Annotated in this window: 19 protein-coding genes; 10 read left to right on the top strand and 9 right to left on the bottom strand. The window is 57.7% G+C overall.

Annotated elements, in window-relative coordinates; translation table 11 throughout:
* The first annotated feature begins 73 nt into the window (after window positions 1-73).
* The 3 genes from QA644_RS14990 to QA644_RS14980 are packed head-to-tail and all read left to right on the top strand — an operon-like array spanning window position 74 to window position 1,884.
* Entirely contained in the window at window positions 74-610 is a 537-nt protein-coding gene (locus tag QA644_RS14990; protein ID WP_349254118.1) for an invasion associated locus B family protein, read from the top strand.
* 10 nt (window positions 611-620) lie between these two features.
* Complete coding sequence (locus QA644_RS14985) at window positions 621-1,361, top strand: hypothetical protein (protein WP_283069288.1); 741 nt, start codon at window positions 621-623, stop codon at window positions 1,359-1,361.
* Window positions 1,362-1,413: 52 nt separating this feature from the next.
* Window positions 1,414-1,884 (top strand): DUF4189 domain-containing protein, encoded by a 471-nt coding sequence (locus QA644_RS14980; RefSeq protein ID WP_283069286.1) that lies wholly within the window; start codon window positions 1,414-1,416, stop codon window positions 1,882-1,884.
* A gap of 122 nt (window positions 1,885-2,006) precedes the next feature.
* On the opposite strand, the gene QA644_RS14975 is transcribed toward QA644_RS14980, so the two are convergent.
* Window positions 2,007-2,477, bottom strand: coding sequence for a hypothetical protein (locus QA644_RS14975; protein ID WP_283069285.1), 471 nt, complete (start codon window positions 2,475-2,477; stop codon window positions 2,007-2,009).
* Between the two features lie 89 nt (window positions 2,478-2,566).
* Here QA644_RS14975 and QA644_RS14970 point away from each other — a divergent pair, with 89 nt between their 5' ends.
* From QA644_RS14970 to QA644_RS14960, 3 genes are all read left to right on the top strand, one after another.
* Window positions 2,567-2,998, top strand: coding sequence for a helix-turn-helix domain-containing protein (locus QA644_RS14970; RefSeq protein WP_283069283.1), 432 nt, complete (start codon window positions 2,567-2,569; stop codon window positions 2,996-2,998).
* Between the two features lie 499 nt (window positions 2,999-3,497).
* Window positions 3,498-3,995, top strand: coding sequence for an AAA family ATPase (locus tag QA644_RS14965; RefSeq protein WP_283069281.1), 498 nt, complete (start codon window positions 3,498-3,500; stop codon window positions 3,993-3,995).
* 531 nt (window positions 3,996-4,526) lie between these two features.
* Window positions 4,527-5,072, top strand: a complete 546-nt coding sequence (locus QA644_RS14960; protein ID WP_283069280.1) for a DUF1269 domain-containing protein — start codon at window positions 4,527-4,529, stop codon at window positions 5,070-5,072.
* Between the two features lie 289 nt (window positions 5,073-5,361).
* On the opposite strand, the gene QA644_RS14955 is transcribed toward QA644_RS14960, so the two are convergent.
* The 3 genes from QA644_RS14955 to QA644_RS14945 all read right to left on the bottom strand — a co-directional run bounded on the left by QA644_RS14955 (window position 5,362) and on the right by QA644_RS14945 (window position 6,649).
* Window positions 5,362-5,553, bottom strand: a complete 192-nt coding sequence (locus QA644_RS14955) for a DinB family protein (protein WP_283069278.1) — start codon at window positions 5,551-5,553, stop codon at window positions 5,362-5,364.
* Window positions 5,526-5,831, bottom strand: coding sequence for a DinB family protein (locus QA644_RS14950; RefSeq protein ID WP_283069276.1), 306 nt, complete (start codon window positions 5,829-5,831; stop codon window positions 5,526-5,528). Before QA644_RS14950 ends, QA644_RS14955 begins: the two co-directional genes overlap by 28 nt.
* A 413-nt stretch (window positions 5,832-6,244) precedes the next feature.
* Window positions 6,245-6,649: a cupin domain-containing protein gene (locus QA644_RS14945; protein ID WP_194729484.1), complete on the bottom strand. Its 405-nt coding sequence runs from the start codon at window positions 6,647-6,649 to the stop codon at window positions 6,245-6,247.
* Between the two features lie 99 nt (window positions 6,650-6,748).
* On the opposite strand from QA644_RS14945, the gene QA644_RS14940 reads away from it, so the two are divergent.
* A complete protein-coding gene (locus QA644_RS14940; RefSeq protein WP_194729483.1) occupies window positions 6,749-7,642 on the top strand; it encodes a LysR family transcriptional regulator in 894 nt (297 codons plus the stop codon).
* Window positions 7,643-7,718: 76 nt separating this feature from the next.
* On the opposite strand, the gene QA644_RS14935 is transcribed toward QA644_RS14940, so the two are convergent.
* The 4 genes from QA644_RS14935 to QA644_RS14920 form a co-directional block, all read right to left on the bottom strand.
* On the bottom strand, window positions 7,719-8,105 hold the full coding sequence (locus QA644_RS14935) for a cupin domain-containing protein (RefSeq protein ID WP_283069274.1): 387 nt from the start codon (window positions 8,103-8,105) through the stop codon (window positions 7,719-7,721).
* Window positions 8,102-9,583, bottom strand: coding sequence for a 4-hydroxyphenylacetate 3-hydroxylase N-terminal domain-containing protein (locus QA644_RS14930; protein ID WP_283069272.1), 1,482 nt, complete (start codon window positions 9,581-9,583; stop codon window positions 8,102-8,104). The genes QA644_RS14935 and QA644_RS14930 overlap by 4 nt, the downstream gene beginning before the upstream one ends.
* A gap of 10 nt (window positions 9,584-9,593) precedes the next feature.
* Window positions 9,594-10,118 carry a flavin reductase family protein gene (locus tag QA644_RS14925; protein ID WP_092583669.1) on the bottom strand — a complete coding sequence of 175 codons (525 nt, stop codon included), beginning with the start codon at window positions 10,116-10,118 and terminating at the stop codon, window positions 9,594-9,596.
* An 86-nt stretch (window positions 10,119-10,204) separates the two neighbouring features.
* On the bottom strand, window positions 10,205-10,903 hold the full coding sequence (locus QA644_RS14920; RefSeq protein ID WP_194729491.1) for a GntR family transcriptional regulator: 699 nt from the start codon (window positions 10,901-10,903) through the stop codon (window positions 10,205-10,207).
* Window positions 10,904-11,135: 232 nt separating this feature from the next.
* On the opposite strand from QA644_RS14920, the gene ubiA reads away from it, so the two are divergent.
* Window positions 11,136-12,050: a 4-hydroxybenzoate octaprenyltransferase gene (ubiA, locus tag QA644_RS14915; protein WP_283069268.1), complete on the top strand. Its 915-nt coding sequence runs from the start codon at window positions 11,136-11,138 to the stop codon at window positions 12,048-12,050.
* Between the two features lie 254 nt (window positions 12,051-12,304).
* Window positions 12,305-12,724, top strand: coding sequence for a GNAT family N-acetyltransferase (locus tag QA644_RS14910; protein WP_283069267.1), 420 nt, complete (start codon window positions 12,305-12,307; stop codon window positions 12,722-12,724).
* A 116-nt stretch (window positions 12,725-12,840) separates the two neighbouring features.
* On the opposite strand, the gene QA644_RS14905 is transcribed toward QA644_RS14910, so the two are convergent.
* On the bottom strand, window positions 12,841-13,494 hold the full coding sequence (locus QA644_RS14905; protein ID WP_283069266.1) for a Type 1 glutamine amidotransferase-like domain-containing protein: 654 nt from the start codon (window positions 13,492-13,494) through the stop codon (window positions 12,841-12,843).
* Between the two features lie 483 nt (window positions 13,495-13,977).
* Here QA644_RS14905 and QA644_RS14900 point away from each other — a divergent pair, with 483 nt between their 5' ends.
* A complete protein-coding gene (locus QA644_RS14900) occupies window positions 13,978-15,222 on the top strand; it encodes an NAD(P)/FAD-dependent oxidoreductase (protein WP_283069264.1) in 1,245 nt (414 codons plus the stop codon).
* The last annotated feature ends 29 nt before the right edge of the window (window positions 15,223-15,251 follow it).

Here is a 15,251-nt window from a genome sequence, read left to right as displayed (position 1 = left end):
AATGTTCCGTTCATTTGCCGAGCCCATCCAAATGCGATTCCGAGCCGGTGCGGGGCGGTTTGTCTTGCTCGCAGTGGCCTCCCTGCACCTCACCGGAGTCTCGCCCGTCGCTGGTCAGGAAACGGGATCCTACCGGATAAAGCCGTCAGAGGTGGTGCCGCCGCAAGGCGTTCCATTGGGCAGCTATCGCCGGGTCATTCACCCCTTCGAAAACTGGAATCTGATCTGCGACGAGGATCTCAAGGCGAAACGCAAGGTGTGCAACATCAGCCAATCCTTCATCGACCAAAATCAGGTACTCATCTTCAGCTGGTCTCTGGCTGCCGATGAAAAAGGCAAGCCTTTCATGATCCTGCGGGCGCCGGCGCAGCTCGGAACGGGGAGCAAGATTTCGCTCGGGATCGACGGACGGGAGAGACCCGTCGACGTCCAGCTGAGTGCATGTGACAGCACGGTCTGCGTCGGCTACCTGCCCGTCGGGCCGATTCTTCGACAGCAAATCGGCAAAGAGGCAACCATCAACGTTTCCTATTCCATGCCTTCGGGAGCGGCGGTCAGCCTTGGTGCCCCTTTCAAGGGGCTCAAGTCTGCACTGTCAGCCATCAACTAGCGAGAGACAAATGACCCGCCAATCCATCCAGGACAGAATATTGACCAACTCGCAGAGCTACGCACCGGCAGAGCCTCTGGCAAGTCGACCATCTGCACGAGGGTCAGTTTGGCGCCTGGTGCGAAACGTCGCGCTGACCGTCATGTTCGCCGTTGTGGTCGCCGCGGCGGTCGTTCTCTCGTTCTATTTCTATCCGCCGCTCGGGAGATTTGTCGCGGAGACCGCCTCGGCCCAGCCGCAAGCGCCCGCCGAGAGCAAGCCCGCTGAGAGCAAACCTTCCGAGAACAAGCCCGCGGCAGGGAGTACAGCGGCGGGCGAGACGCCGTTTCAAAAGCATGCGAGCCAAGCAGGCGTCCGCACCTGCGCCAAGGTCTTCGCCGGGCTCGGGCAGGCCTTGACCTTGGGCTCGACCTATACCGAGCAAACGCAATGGAATACATCGTCGCCCGATACCCATCCGGTGCAGGCCGTTGCTGGAATGGTTTATGACCTGCCCGACTACAAGGCGCAGGCGGCGGGTGTCGTGTTCGCGTCTCCGATCGGCCAGGGCTGCGAAGGGGGCTTCGTGCGAGTGGCGCCGTTCCAGAAGACATGCCAGGAAATCATGCAGACGCTTCCGAAAGGCAGCGTCCTCGCGGACAATCTTTCGAACACGATGCTTTTCAATCTGGCAGGCGATGGCGGCCAGGCTCTTCTGGTCCCCACCGGAAACGCCTGCGTCGTCATCTCCGTCGCGAGAATGGCCGGATGAGGATCGATGCCTGCGGAGCATGCCTGATCAACCTCGACTTTGGAGCACGAATATGCCGATCGGCCGTCGCCTCTGGCCCATACTGATCGCCGCCCTCGTTGGCATTTCGCCGGGCAATGCCGCCGATTTGGTGATACCGCAGCGGGGACCTGCGCACGAAGAGAAGGGCATCTGGGGCGCGATTGCGTTTTCGCCTGTGGACGGCCGGCACGGTTTCTTCTGGGGCGCCGAGAAGAGGACGGAAGCGGAAGATGCCGCGCTCAAGCATTGCGTGAATGAGGAAGGTGCGGCTTGCAAGGTGGTCGAAGTGTTCCGCAACCATCGCCATTGGGATGACGACGACGGCACGGGCTTTCCCTACGAGCATTGTGCAGCTCTGTCGCTAGGTGGAACCTCCCGCGCTGGAGCCCCGTTCTGGGGTACCGCTTCGGCGATGACCCGTCGCGAAGCGGAACGGAAGGCCCTGAGCCTCTGTGGCGGTCAGGAAAACCAGTGCAAGATCCGTGAATGGGTCTGCACCTGAGGCAGACGAAACACCGCGCATGCTTCCCGACTCAGTGCTTAAATCCTGTACGTTCTCGGCGGGCCAATCCAGTGCGCACCAATGAAGATGTGCTCGCCCCCGGGGGTGATTCGATGAGGCCATTACTCGGCAATGGCCCCAATTAGCTTCTTGTTGGACATCGACCCCACGTCGGTGACGACAAGCTTGTCGTCCGAGCGCGAAATCGCGAGGCTTTGGCTAGGTTCGCCCAATTTCCCCGGCACGGATATCGTCGCCGATTGCCCCTCGGCGAGAGTGGCCGAGAAACGCACCGGAACTCCGGCCTCTCCCTCCGCAATCGTTGCAACCACTCGATAGCCGTCATTTTCGTCGGTGTAGTGGAAGACGCCATGAAAATCGCCGACATGGATACTTTCCCCCGCCATGGGGGGCAGCTCATCGGCATGCAACGGAGACGCGGCCAGGCCGAATGCCGCCAGGCCACCGATGAAGTTGATCATCGTGAGGCTCCGTTTGGACGATCTCGGGTGGCCGGTGGTGACATGATGACCCGATTGCGCGCGCCGACGGTTAAGTTCTGGATGGGGGGCGCCAAGATTGATCTTGTTCATGGAAGTCACCTCTTTCTTTGTGCTGGATTACAGCTTGAAATGATGTTACTATCATTTAGATACTAAGTCACTATCAAAATGATATGAACATGAAGAATCTTCCCGACGCCTCTTGCCCGATTGCCCGCAGCCTCACCTGCGTCGGCGACGCGTGGAGCATGTTGATCCTTCGCGACGCGAGCATGGGCCTCACCCGCTTCGACGAATTCCGGAAAAGTCTGGGCATCGCCCCCACTATTCTGACCCGACGGCTGGCGACGCTGACGGAGGAGGGACTTCTGGAAAAGCAGCGCTACTCGGAGCGGCCTCCGCGCGATGAGTACCTGCTGACCACCGCCGGACGCGATTTCTTGCCGGTGCTTGTCTTACTGGGTGCGTGGGGACGCCGGTACCGTGGCGAAGGCAGATTGGCGCGATACGTCGACGCGGAGACAGGAGCAGAAATTGAACCGGTAGCCGTGGATGCCGTCACCGGGACAAAGATCGGCACTCGCCCGATTCGCGTTGCAACACCCGAATAGTCGGCCTGCGCCGGCAGTCGCCACTATACCTGGCCATAGCTTGGAAACACCGTACCGCGACTCGTCCGCGGCGGTGAATCAGCGCCACACACGATTGGCCTGGGTTCGGTTCTCTTCAAGGCGGCCAAGCTAAAGGGTGTCCGATCCGGAGAAATCGGTAACTGACCATCCCTGAACTCACGCTTTTGTGTGGAGAATGGTGGTGCTGCAACTTAAGCAATGGTGTTTTCGTCCCTTCAGGGCAAAGGGTTCAGCCGCATGCTCTTGAAAGGTCTTGAAGAATTCGCATCGCAGCACGGGTCGAAGACATTGATTGTGATGCTGCGAGTGATGCGGTGGGCTTTTTGGAGGCGCTTGGATGGACCATTTCGGCGCCCGGTGTGACAATCCGGTGCTGACAAGGGAATTGCGCGCCCATCCTTAATGGGGAATGATTGCGTTGTGCGTAAAGCTGCAGGGACTGAACCGTGGAGCTTCTGCAACCAACACCAAGGTCACAATGCTCATTATCTTCGGTGGTCTGCCTGGCAGTGGAAAGACGACAATTGCCCGCGCTTTGGCACAGCGCCTGAATGCGGTCCATGTGCGCGTCGATACCATCGAGCAAGCAATCTCCGCTTCCGGAGTGGCCGATGACGTCGGACCTGCAGGCTACATCGTTGCTTACGGCATCGCCGGAGACAATCTGACCCTCGGCCGAACGGTCATCGCGGACTCCGTCAATCCGCTCCAAATAACCCGAGCATCTTGGCGTTCGGTCGCGCAGGCTGCTGGGGTCAAAACGGTGGAGGTCGAGGTGGTATGCTCAGATAAAGCAGAGCACCGCAAGCGTGTTGAAACACGCGTCAGCGACGTCGAAGGTCTCGTGAAGCCGACATGGCAAGAGATTTCCGAGCGAGCGTATGACGAATGGCACGGCCCGTTTGTGATCGATAGCGCGTCGAAAACCGTGGAAGCTGCCGTTGACGAGCTGGTCGTGCGGCTGAATGGTGAATGAGGCAATCGCGACCGGCCCTGAAGCCGATCAACGGCGAACCGGTATTGGAATTTTGACATCTCGGATTGTCTCGTTCGTCACAGCATCCCTTTCATTGACGAGAATACGCCATCAATAGATTGGAAGCTCAGCGCGGCCGGTAAGGCAGCCGCGATCAAGCTGGCGAAACACCTCTCCGGCTTCAACGTAAGGGAAATACTCAGCAGTCCTGAAAAGAAGGCGCATCAAACTGCGACCTTGATTGCTGATCGTTTGGGTCTGCCGGTCCGTATTGATCCTGACTTGCGGGACACAGCCGATCCAAGGTGGGATAAATTGCGCGAGCTGATTTTGACCACGCTCGGAAAACCCTATGGCGAGTTTGCCGCAAGAGGCTGGCGTGAAGCCTGCCGGATTTCCTCATGCCGTGCTCTTGATTTTGATCTCACCTCCCGATGTTAGCGGCAGGAAGGGTCATATCTAGCGTCTGATCCATGGACGAAATCCACTTGGCTGCTATGTCCTGTCGGGATACTAACGCGGAGAAACTCGATGTCAGAACTCGTGGTGCTCGGTTTCGATACCGCCGACAAGGCGGACGCCATTCTCAACCGGCTTGTCCAACTCGAGAAGGAATACCTTGTCGATTTGGAAGATGCCGTCGTCGCAGTCCGCGACAGCTCGGGCAAGGTCCGCCTGAAGCAAAGCATCAATCTTACCGCGGCCGGCGCGGCCAGCGGCGGCGTTTCTGGTGCTCTGTGGGGATCGCTGGTCGGTCTCCTGTTCCTCAACCCGCTGGCGGGCATGGTCCTCGGTGGCGCCTTCGGCGCCGGATCGGGCGCGCTTGCCGGTTCAATAACCGACTATGGGATCGATGACGATCTCATCAAGCGGCTGGCCGAAGCGATTCCGGCCAGTAGCTCGGCGCTGTTCCTTCTCGTCCGGAAGGCGCAGCCCGAGAAGGTGCTGGAAGCATTCAAGGGTGAGCATGCCAAGGTTCTGCGCTCGTCGCTGTCTCCGGAGCAAGAGGAGCGCCTACGTCAGGCCCTCGCTGCCGAACCGCTCGTCCCATCTGCTCCGCCTTCGTCCAACGTGTGATGGCTGCTGGACCATCGCGAATAGCGTTAGAAATTTGCAGCATTATGGAGCAACTGCCACCGGACACCGTCATTCGAATAGAAGGAAGTCAAGTTGTGTGGGAGATTGACTTCTGCATGCCCCCGGCTAGTCAGATATTCTCCCCTACGGATCAACCTCAATGACATATGCCGCGAGATATTCCTGCAACCTCTCAAACATTGGTCCTTTTGCGGGCTCTTCTTGAAGTGCATATATCAGAGAGCTTCGCGACAAAGCACTCGCCCGCAATCGGCGGATAGCGGACAAGCTATGCCAGCATCGAAAGGTCAGTTGGCTCTGGTTCTGCACCCGCTGCTGTTAACATCGCGTGGACCTGACCCCGGTGGTGGGTCTGGTGGTTGAAGAGTTCAATAACACAGAGAGCCTTTGGCTTCTCGATCCGCGTTGAACCTCCCCCAGGATACCAAACAACTATCCCGTTGAGGTCCGCGTCGAGCAATCGTGCTGCCCACTCTTCGATTTCCTCGTTCCGTTGCAAACGGAGCGTCTTGAACTCATCCCAATCCGATGGGCTTGTGAGGGGTGGTTGATGTTTTTCTCTGGGCGCTCGTTCCCCTTTAATCGCTGTAGAATCAGGGCATCAGCCCAATAAAGATGGTTCAACGTAGCTGCGATCGATTGGAAGAACGCACCTCGATCCTTCCAGCGATCCACTTTCGTGAGCCCATCAGCGGCAGTTACCAAAGAGGTATTCTGCCAAGTGTTGTAACGGGCCATAAGTCGGCAATATCCGGCTGAGATCATTTTCTCGGGCTCCAATGGTAATCGATGTTCGGGGGAGAATAACCGAATGACACGAAAAACCCATAGCCGCCGTTCGTGCCCTGTCGCCTACTAACTGTTGCAATGACCGCAATTGGGCGAAAGCGGCATTGGCCTCAAGCCAGCCCAAACGAGTATGTGCCAAGACGCGCTAGCTTGAAGTTGCAACGCTATACAGTCCTATGGTTGGCCAATAATGACGACCGACAGGTGGTCTTGCTGAAGTCGGAGGATTGGCGTCACTCGCTCAAGAACCGTCGTCGGGACTATCCTATTGCCATCTCCGAGCAATTCCAAAGACAGGGCAGCTCTGGCCGGTAGCGGAAGATAGCTCTCTTCCGCTCCGCGCAAATCCAGTCAGGGACCGCCTAGCTGATCGCATCGGCGAAAGGCGTGTCGGGATCAGAGACATAAAACAGGGCCATTGTCGTGGGCCTTTCACTCCGATTATGTCCGGTCATCGCAACGAGGGACGGTTCAACAAAGACGTTCCCCGCGTGCAGGATGACCGGGTCTCGACCATCGAGTTCCAACGTGAATTCGCCGCTCAGCATAAAGACCGTTACCGGAAACCGATGAGAGTGATATGGAGTGCGATCACCCGGCTCCAACGTCGCAAGGAGTACCCTTATTTCCTGCGCCTCCTGTTGGGGAAGGCTCTGGGTCGCCTCTCGGTGAAGGACCTTTAACTTGGCCATTCCGGTGGGCGCGGCGGATGTCGTTGCTCCGACTAAAAGAGCCGAGATCGCATCCTGTACGTTAATGTCTTGCATGATTGCCTCCATTTCCAATTGCGCCACACTAGACAAGTGGCGGTTCGGCCGGGAGCAGCACCATTGCAAAGGTCGCGCGCAAAAGCGCATAGTGGTCCTATGCTCGGCTGGGACGACATCAGATACTTCATCGCAGTTGCCAGGCACGGGAGCACCCTGTCGGCGGCAAGAGCGATGGGCGTCAATCAGTCGACGGTTCATCGCCGCGTCGCCGAACTCGAAGGGAGGATCGGGCATGGCCTCGTCCGAAGACATCCGTCGGGATACCAGCTAACGGAACTTGGCCTTGCACTCCTGCCATTGGCAGAAGACGCCGAGAAAGCGATGATCGCCATCGAACGGCAGGCGAAGGCCTACGCCAACGAACTAAAAGGCATCATTCGGCTAACCTGCCCTGAGCCCCTCGTGTCACGAATTTCCAACTCGCAGTTCCTGAGTGACTTCTACGAACTCTATCCCAGCCTCCGGGTGGAATTTGTGATGAGCGACGGCTATCTCGACCTGTCCAAGGGCGAAGCAGACGTAGCTCTCCGATCAGGCGAACAGGCAGATGAAAAGCTGGTGGGACGAAGGATCGGCGACTCAGTCTGGGCTGTATACGGCAGTCGCGACTACGTCCATCGCCATGGGACGTTGAATGGCCTCCATGACATCGCCAACCATACAATCATCGGATTTGAAGGCGCGCTGTCAAACCATCGTGCTGCAGAGTGGCTCCGACGGATAGCTCCCGATGCGGAGACCGCCGCGACGAACAACAGTGTTCTCGGTGTCCTCCATGCCGTAATGGCTGGCCTCGGAATCTCTCCATTGCCTACCACGATCGCCAACATGCATGAGACCCTTGTTCAACTCTCCGCACCGGTCGAAGAGCTGAACCGCGGGTGGTATCTGCTGACCCATCCGGACATACGAAAAACGCCAAGGATTATTGCCTTTTTCGACTATACCGTGGATCACCTCAACACGCTAAGACCACTATTGATGGGATGAGGACTCTGCCCTGTTGGACCTTTCTCCCGCTGGCGAAAGGGGAGCACCATCTTCTTCCGGAAAGCGCCAGAAGTGGTCATCTCAATGTCGTCTCATAATAGTGAATCTCCAGCAGCAAGCAGCCCATCTCTGATTTGAATGGCCCATGAAAGACCCCTGGAGGACGGCATGCGTAGGTATGAGCAGGATATGTTTCGGGGGACCTGTCGCCGACTATGAGGTCGCCTTCGAGAAGATAGACCTCTTCCCAGTAGTCATGCACGAACGGCTTTTCAGTGCGCGCGCCCGGCAGGAAACGCAGCAATCGTGTCCGGTTGCCTTCGCCCTTCACTTCGTCAAGCCGCCCCGCCAGTATTTTCTGCTCTATTCCCTCCGGGTAGCCAGGAGGGACATGCCACCCCTGTCCCATGTCCACCTGATGGAATTCCTTGTGCTCTTTCATTGTGGACGGGTGCATGGTCATTCCACCACTGCCGCGAGGGCTCCAAGTTCGTTTTCGAGCGAATAGGAATCAAGCATCTGATCGACCAATCGGGTGCCGGAATGCCAGTCGCACGTTCTATAACTGTGATTCCTGGTGACGAAGTTCGCGCCCGCATAGAACATCTCGTATTGGGTATGCCTCGAGGCGAACTCGGAGCCGATCGCATCCCAGGCCAGCTTGAAGAGCTTCACCCGCCCTTCGGCACTCGTGGATGGTGATTGCTGGGTCTTCTCGATCAGAGCCTTGAGTTGGGGATCGGCGAAGTCTTCGACGCTTGAGGGCAGCATGATCAGTCCGCCGCCGGCCAGTTCACGCAGTGCCGAAATCACTTCCGGATAGAGCTTCTGCGTGAGTACCTGAGCCGAATAGAGCGTGTGCGCATCCGGGACGAAGTAGGCACCGAAGTTTCGTCCCTTGACCTCCATGGCATGCACCAGCGCATCGACCATCGCGCTCTGGGCCGCCAGGACACCGAGCGTTTCGCGCACCTGCGGGAAATTGACGACGCCGTTGGTCTCGGTGATGCGATGTGCCAACCCCAGAAGAAATCGCATCTTCACCATCAGGCGGATTTGTGCCTGGTAATTCTGCAGGACATGGGCGGGCGTCGCATGAAACTGCTGCTGGCACATGTGGATGTCCTGGTTGATGAAAACCCTATCCCACGGCACTTTGACGTCATCGAAATAAAGGATCGCATCGTTCTCATCGAAGCGGCTGGCGAGCGGATTGTCGAAGACGCTGGTTGCATTTTCTTCATACGACTTGCGGGACATGATCTTCAGCCCGGCTGCATTCATGGGCACTGCGAAGGAGACTGCATAGGGCTCGTCTCCTTGTGAAAGCGGCTGGATACAAGTGACGATCACCTCGTTGGCCATGATGCCGCCTGTCGCCAACATCTTTGCGCCGCGGATTGTCAGACCTTCCGCGTCCTGGTCGACAACGCCGGCCGTCAAGGTGCCGTCCTGCTGCTGGCTTGCGCTCTTCGACCGGTCAGCCTGAGGGTTGATGATCACGTAGGTCAGGTAAAGGTCGTTGTCGCGGGCGTATCGATAGTAGTCGGCAAGGGCGTCGGCTCGCTTCGGATCGTAGGCCTGAAAGACCTCAATTCCCATCATCATGCCGGCCAGACAGGAAGCGACATGGTCCGGCGCACGGCCAAGGAAACCGCAATGCAACGTTGCCCAGGTCTCCAGCGCTCTTCGGCGCTCCACCAGCTCCGCATGGTTGCCAGGCATCTGCCAAATGCGGCTTGCAGTGCCGACGCCATTCACCTCGTATGTCATGAGGGAGCGATTCTGCTCGGCGCTTTGGAAATCGTAGAGCCGCGCCACTGATTGTATGGATTGGCAAAAGGCCGGATGGATCGTGACATCGTCGGCGCGCTTTCCGTTGATGAGCACGTGCCTGCCATCCCGCAGGGTTTCGATATGCTCTGAACCTGTTTTCAACATGTCATCCCCCTCAATAGTGCATTGCTAGTGGCCAGGACGCTTCGTTGTGCCTCTCACTTTCTAGCGCGGCATATCGGCCCTTGCTGAACACGAGCGGCCGGCGGTCCCAAAACGATTGGAATGATGTCACTCTGCCAATGAACAGCAGATGGTCGCCACCGTCATGGGCAGCCCAAGGCGCGCAGTGGAACACTGCTGCAGCTCCTGGAAGGACGATGCCATGCCCGACTATCGTCTCGCAGGCGATCCCTTCCCATTTGTTGGAAAGCGGCTTGGAAAATCGGCTCGACAAATCCGCCTGGTTCTCAGACAACACGTTGATCGCGTAGCCCTCCGCCTGCGCCCACTGGGAAAGGCTGGCGGCCCGGCGATCAATGGAGAAAAGGATCAGCGGCGGGTTGAGCGACAGCGAGTTGAACGAACTGATCGTGACGCCGAGTTTTTCCGCGCCGATCGTGCTGGTGACCACGCATACCCCAGTCGGGAACTGCCCTAAAGCCTGCCTGAATGAACGCACGTCCATGACCGGTTCCATGGCTTCCCCCGATGTCGATTTGATCTATCTGATTGCCAATCCTGTAATTTCTGCGTTCTTTGCTAACCTGGCCGCAAGCTGCGAGCCTATACCACCGCGCGCGAGCCGGGCGACCAGTCGCCGAGTGTAGGTGCCCGCAATGCTGCCAAAGTCCGAGCCAAATGCACCCCGACCGCCGCGGCGGCCTCGTCCGCTTGAGAGGTCCGAATAGCCTGCGCTATTGCCCGATGCTCCGACAGCACCTCGTCAACGCGGCTGCCGACAGAGATCGCATGGACCCCCATTCGAACCTGTCTATCGCGAAGGCTCTCATAGAAGGTCGCCAGAACAGGATTGCCCGCAGCCCTCACGATCGCCCGGTGAAATTCTCGGTCGCTTTCGATGAACGCGACGCGATCGTTTCGGACCTTCTCCTGCTGAGCGATCAGGCGGTCCAACTCAGCGGCCAAGTCCACCCCGAAGCGGCTTGCCTGCTGTGCGCACCATTCCTCGACTAGGCCGCGTGCCTGCATGATCGCGTCAACCTCAATCTCGGTGATCGGCGCGATATATGCCCCTTTCTTAGGCAAAATCCTCAGTAGACCATCGGCCTCCAACCGCAGGAACGCCTCTCTGACCGGGGTTCGCGAGACGCCTGTTTCCCGACAGACCTGCGCCTCTGTAAGGAACGTCGTCTCATGGCGCGGCAGTGTCAGCACATGCTGCTTCAGCCAGGCATAAACGACATCCTGCGCTGCATCACCTCGTTGGAGCGCGGCAGCGCCGCTGGCTGAATTAGTTGTCATAAGCATGTTGTATACAAGATGCGTATAACAAAGTCAAGCGCATTTCGACGATGACTCCTTTGACAGGAATGGCCGCTCTGGGCCAAACTGCGGAAGCTTAGCCTTGGCCGGATTGCGCCCAAAAGCGACCATTGCGACTGCCGCAGAATTGCCTATCCTGCGACAGTCGCAAAACTCAGGCGCAAAATTGCGAAAAAACTCGGGATTTCCCGACAGGAATTGAGATTACAGAATGACCACCTTGAGCCGTCCAGATTTGAGCGATATTCACCTTGGAGATTGGGTTGATCGTCGGTTGCCCACCTCTTGGCGTCCCTATGCGAGACTTGCCCGGATTGATCGGCCGGTAGGCATTTGGCTTACGCTTTTCCCCTGTTTGGCCGCGCTTATACAGGCTGCTCACGGGCTCCCTGAAATCTGGCTTCTGGTGGTGTTCTGTCTCGGCGCGGTCCTGATGCGAAGCGCCGGATCGACGGTCAATGACATTGCGGATCGCAAGTTTGACGGGCATGTGGAGCGGACCCGCTTTCGCCCGCTGGCGAGCGGTCAGCTCCGCCTCTACAACGCAATAGCATTCCTTATCGCAGAACTCGCCCTAGCTGCGTTGCTGCTGTTTTTCCTGACCCCCTTCACGCGCCTCGTAGCGATATGCGTGCTGCCGCTCGTGTTCATCTATCCCCTTTGCAAACGCTTCACGCATTGGCCGCAATCCGTCTTGGGCGCGGCGTTCAATTGGGGAATGCTGATGGCATGGGCGGAGGTTTCGGGAGCGATCCCGGCCGGGGCCGTCGCGATGTGGATCGGCGCTATAGCGTGGCAGATCGGCTATGACACGGTTTACGCATATGTGGATGTGGCAGACGATACCCGCCTGGGCCTGAAATCGACCGCGATCCTGTTCGGCCGGAACGGCAAGACCTGCATTGGCCTGTTTTACGCTTTGACGATTGTTGCGTGGTCGCTAGGTGGCTGGCTGTTGGGCATGTCTCTGCCTTACGCGATTGGAATGCTGGTAATCGCCGCGCACCTTGCTTGGCAGACTTGGCGGATAGACCTTTCCCGCCCAGAGGTAAATTACCGCCTATTCCTGTCGAATATCGTGACTGGGGCGCTTCTCGCAGGCGCGACCCTCGCAGGGAGTTGGTAAGTCGCAGACGTCCCGACATTCGCTACAAAATCGGCCACGTTGAAATGCCAGAAAAAATTCTGTTGCAGAAGTCGGCCGCAAAAATCGGCATTTTGCGAGGGACTTTTGCAACACGCTCCATGATCGCTTAGGGCCGACTGTGGAAGCTTTGCCTTGGCCGGATTGCGCCAAAAGTGGTCTCCCGAGTATGGCGACAAATTCACGTCGCTGTTACATCGGCCACATAGGCGGAAATGGCTGAATGGAGATACGAAATGCCTGTTTTAGAAGTGAAGCTCGACCCTAACGAAGATGACCGCGAGGCAATCCTAAATCCCCTGCTCGCCTTTAATGATTCGAAGGCTGGACAGGATGGTTACAAGCCGCTCGCAATTTTACTGCGCGATGATGAGGGCGGAATCCAAGGTGGCCTATGGGCGAAATGCTATTATGACTGGCTGTTCGTCGAGCTGCTTTTTGTGCCCGAAGTTATGAGGGGCCAGCAACTGGGGGCGAAGCTTCTGGCTCAGGCGGAGCAATGGGCCAAACAACAAAGCTGCGTCGGGATTTGGCTTGACACATTCAGCTTTCAGGCTCCAGGTTTCTATGAAAAGCAAGGATACTCTGTGTTCGGCACGCTGGAACGATATCCCCCCGATACACACCAGAGAATATTTTTGCGAAAATTGCTTTAGCCTTCTATGCAAAGTCCGCTTTGGGCCGAAAGGTGCCCGCGAGCAGGTCTCGAACGCGCCAGAAGCCGTCATTGCTGACGGCCCTGACACAGCGTGTGATATGGACGGCATCAGGCTTAGGGGGATTTCCTTAGTAATAGCTCGCCGACCCCGTTCTGAGTTATGAACACTTCTCCGTCGGCTAAGGCTTTATAGGGCATAGTGTTCTCCTTCATGAACGAGACGGCGACGTCAGCGGATGCCGCTTCGGGATGGTCCGACTTGTAGTGGGGAACAATTGAGAAGCCGACGAGCCCCATGCCCACCCACGGGACCTCGGGCTCATATCCTTCTGCGAGTTGCGAGGGGTCATCCATCACCTCGATCCCTCGCAAAGTCGGTGTCGCAACGACGGTCCCAGCACTGAATCCCCCATAGGTGATTTCATCCTGTTCGAGCATGTCTCTAACGACATCGGGAAATCCGGCCTGACGAAGCGCCCGCATCAATAGAAAAGCGTTGCCGCCCAAAACCCAGACCAAATTATTCAGGTCAGCCCGCAAGTGCGTCGGGTTTCCAAAATAGCGTCGGAGATCAAAATCCGAGGATTCCAGTCCCAACGCAGAAAATGCGTCGTGAGGGCTATAGACCTCGGCTTCATATTTCCGGCGGGCATCGACTGGAATGAAGTCTAGGGCATTGCCGACGACTGCGACGCGTCTATTGCCACAAAGGTCGACGAGCCGTTCTGGATAATCGCCTATCCGATAGGAGGATAAATATAATCTCATGTTCTGGTTCCTCGACTGCAAATTCGGGCGAGGAAGGCAGCAGAACCCCGCTCCGATTGGCGGGGTTGGATGAAGTGTAGCTCTATAGGTTCACAACAATACCACCCGCCGCAAGACGGTCGTGGTGATGAGCGCTTCGAAAGTTGCCATGTTGTAAAGCTGCATGAAGGATGAGCAGGAGTCAATGTTCAAAAACGTGGCTCGCAACGGGGGTATAGCTGGCCGCCAGAGGAGCCACGTCACGACCGCTTCGGGGCCGAGGGCGGACCAGCCATTTCGGCCGTGTTGCGCCAATAGCAGCCGTTGTGAGGTGACGGACGTCCACAGAGGCGCAGCCTATACGAGACGCGACATCTTGGTCATCGCCCTCGCCAAGTGCTGTCGTCTTCGATTTTGTCATGCGTGAGAGCAACGCCGTAGTAGAAATCGGACCGTTTACTGATTTCACAAAGTACAATAGGCTGACATTCAGAGGGGGACGTAATGACGAGCGGAACGGATATTCTTGACGCCGTCGTTATCGGTGCCGGTTGGGCGGGGCTAGGCGTCAGTCATGCACTGACGCAGCGCGGCTTGCGTCATAGAGTGTTGGAGCGAGGTCGCATTGGTGAGACTTGGCGAACCCAGCGCTGGGACTCCTTTCGGATAAACACACCCAACATCCAAACCATCATGCCCGGGGATACCTATGTCGGCCCCGATCCCGACGGTGCAATGACAAGCGGTGAGTTTGTCGCGCTGTTGGAGGACTATGCCGGCCGGTATGGCCTCCCGGTGGAAACCGGTACGCCGGTGACTGACCTTGTTGCGAGCGATGGCCTGTACCGGTTGAACATTCCGAGCGGCCCCCTATGGGCGAGGAATGTCGTGATTGCGAGCAGCAACCAGAATTGCCCGGTGCGCCCGCCTTTCTATGCTTTGTTGCCACCCGAAGTCCAACAGATTGATGCATCAGCCTACCGCAATGCATCCGGTCTCGACAGTGGAGCCGTGTTGGTAGTCGGCAGCGCCCAGTCGGGCGGCCAAATCGCCGAGGACCTGGTCCAGGCGGGGCGAACTGTGTTTCTTGCAACGGGCCGAGTCGGCCGGCTGCCCCGAATGTACCGAGGTCGTCACATCAGTGTCTGGCTGGTTCTTAGCGGACGGATGGATATAACGCGCCGGGAAATTCTTGAACAGGGGCCCATCCCTGGAAGACCGCTGCAAGGAGCGCTCCATACGATCAGCCTGCAGTCCCTCAGTGCGCAAGGCGTTGTCCTGCTGGGCCGGCTCACGGGCGTCGACGACGGCCGGCTCTCGTTCAGCGACGATGCAGAAGAGCATGTTCGCCATGCAGACGAGGGCTCCGCTATGGTTCGCGGCCTGATCGATGAGTACATCGCCCGCAACGGGATTAATGCCCCGAGGGCTGAGCCGGACCCGGCGGAGGTGATTGGTGCGCTTCTGCCGAATCCACCAATCCGATCAATTGATCTCGCCGCGCGGGGGATCACAACGGTGATCTGGTGCACCGGGTTCAGAGGGGATTTCGGGTGGGTGCGCGTTCCCAATGTGCTCGATGCACAAGGCCAACCATTGCACGAGAACGGGTTCGCGGGCGTCCCCGGCGTGTATTTTGCTGGCCTGCCTTTCGCGATCTCGCGACGGTCGGGCACGATATTGGCAATTGCGGAGGAAGCAGCCCTGTTGGTCGAAGATATCAAGCGTCGTTTAGACACCTGTCTCTGACGTCCCGATTGAGTGATGCCGACTCTAAG

Origin of the sequence: Rhizobium sp. CC1099 (assembly GCF_029714385.1) — a bacterium.
Classification (GTDB): domain Bacteria; phylum Pseudomonadota; class Alphaproteobacteria; order Rhizobiales; family Rhizobiaceae; genus Rhizobium.
This window is presented reverse-complemented; position numbering and strand designations above follow the sequence as displayed.